General features: G+C 65.8%; 1 protein-coding gene and 3 pseudogenes. 1 reads left to right on the top strand and 3 read right to left on the bottom strand.

Translation table 11 applies throughout. The annotated features are described in order from the left end of the window. The 3 genes and pseudogenes from AC2VOP_RS20155 to AC2VOP_RS20145 all read right to left on the bottom strand — a co-directional run. Positions 1-327: pseudogene (locus AC2VOP_RS20155) on the bottom strand (hypothetical protein); the annotation flags it as partial. A 116-nt stretch (positions 328-443) separates the two neighbouring features. Beyond that, positions 444-674: a sigma-70 family RNA polymerase sigma factor gene (locus AC2VOP_RS20150; protein ID WP_486962611.1), complete on the bottom strand. Its 231-nt coding sequence runs from the start codon at positions 672-674 to the stop codon at positions 444-446. Positions 675-824: 150 nt separating this feature from the next. Then, positions 825-1286, bottom strand: a pseudogene (locus tag AC2VOP_RS20145) (TetR/AcrR family transcriptional regulator); the annotation flags it as partial. Between the two features lie 198 nt (positions 1287-1484). On the opposite strand from AC2VOP_RS20145, the pseudogene AC2VOP_RS20140 reads away from it, so the two are divergent. After that, positions 1485-1830 (top strand): annotated as a pseudogene (locus AC2VOP_RS20140) (hypothetical protein); the annotation flags it as partial.

Here is a 1830-nt window from a genome sequence, read left to right as displayed (position 1 = left end):
CCGAATGGTGTCCTTGATCAGGTGACTGCCGTCTTCGTCGCGAAATGTTGTTGCCACACCCGGCTGGCCGTTCGGATTCTCCGTCGGCGGACTGCCGATGAACGTCACCGGTGCATGGATGTCGGTGGCCTTGATCAGCAACCCCGCATATTCGCCGGGCCCTACCGGCGTCGCCGAGGTCGGTTCGGGGCCACGGCTGCTCCGGGCCGAGGTGGCGGAACCGGATTTCGGGGTCGACGTCGTCGAATGGGTACCGCAGCCGCTCGTGGCCACCACCAGCACCGCCGCCACGGCCACACTCGCCGCCGCCACCGGAGAAATCCTCATCACATGCGCCCCTTCCCGGCTCCTGCCCGGGCTGCATCTGGCGAAGCAAACCGGTTCGAGTGCCGAATCGGACAGTACATCGTCGGGAAACCGGGCGGTGCGGAAAGGGCGCGGCGCTACTCCAACTGGTCGCGCAGGCACTGCAGGGTGCTGGCGAGGATGCGTGAGACCTGCATCTGCGAGACGCCGATCCGTTCGGCGATCTGGCTGTGCGTCATCGATTCGGAAAAACGCATGTGCAGGACCTCGCGTTGGCGTCGGGGAAGCCCACTCACCAGGGCGCGGACCGCTTCCCTGTTCGTGATGTGGTCGATCTGAGGATCGACGCGGCCGACAGCGTCGGCCACCACGCGGGGCTTGCCTGAACTGTCGCTGCAGATGGGCGATTCCAGCGATTCGAGCCGATAGGCGTCACCCGCGATGAGGCATTCGTCGATCTCCTCATGGGGGACTTCCAGCGCTCGAGAAAGAAGGCAGAACTCGTTCAGCTCGTCCTACGCCACTTCGTCGAAACCGTTTCGCTCCCAATCGATGTCGAAGCGATGCAGCATCGAATGACCGAAGGCCAGGGCGGAATCCGACATTATCGAGACCTTCCGCCCGTCGCGATGGCGCTGATTGAGCACGAATTCGAGCTGCTTGTCACAGGACAGCTGTTCGACCGCGAAGGCCACCCCTTCTGTGACCGCCGCGATCGGGTCGGTGAACCCCTCGCGGTGAGCCGCCGCACGGTCGAGGAACCCATCGGCCGACCGCATCGCGGAAGCCACCAGCAACGCCTGCGTACCGGGGAAGTAACGGTAGACGGTCTGCCGTGTCACCCCGAGCGCCCGGGCCACGTCGGCGATGCGCATCGCCGAGCCGCGCTCGTCGATGATCGCGTCGGCGGCGTCGAGGATGCGCTCGATCGCTTCCTCGTCGGAGGCGGGCGCGTCTCCCGCCCAACCGTGGCTACCCATGCTCAGCGAAGGGCGGTCTGGGGTTCGGTCATCCCCACAGGCGGATCATAGCGCTGACGGGTCCGGGCTCGGCTCCGGAACGCGCGGCGCGTGTGCGTCCCGTCGCATCACGAGCCATCTCGGTAGGCACTGTCGTCGGTATGTATGATCACCGAAACCTGGAGGCGCAAGCGCGGGGCCCGGCAGGGAGGCCGAATTATGAGGTACGACACGGTGATCCTCAACGGCCGCTGGTTCGATGGAACGGGTGCGCCGTCGGCTCTGCGGAACATCGGTCTGCGCGACGGCCGCGTCGCCACCGTCACGGCCGGACCGCTGGAGGCGGCGGGCGCCGACGTCGTCGACGCCACCGGCCAGTGGGTGATACCCGGCATCATTGACATCCACACCCATTACGACATCGAAACACTCTGCGAGCCAGCGCTTTCCGAGTCGCTGAGGCACGGTGTGACGACCGTGCTGCTGGGATCGTGCTCGCTGTCCACGGTCTACCTGAACAACGTCGACGCCGGCGACATCTTTGGTCGCGTGGAGGCGATTCCGC

This window comes from Mycobacterium sp. TH-M106, from assembly GCF_057473765.1.
The sequence above is the reverse complement of the archived record's forward strand: the minus strand, read 5'-3'. Positions and strand labels throughout refer to the sequence as shown.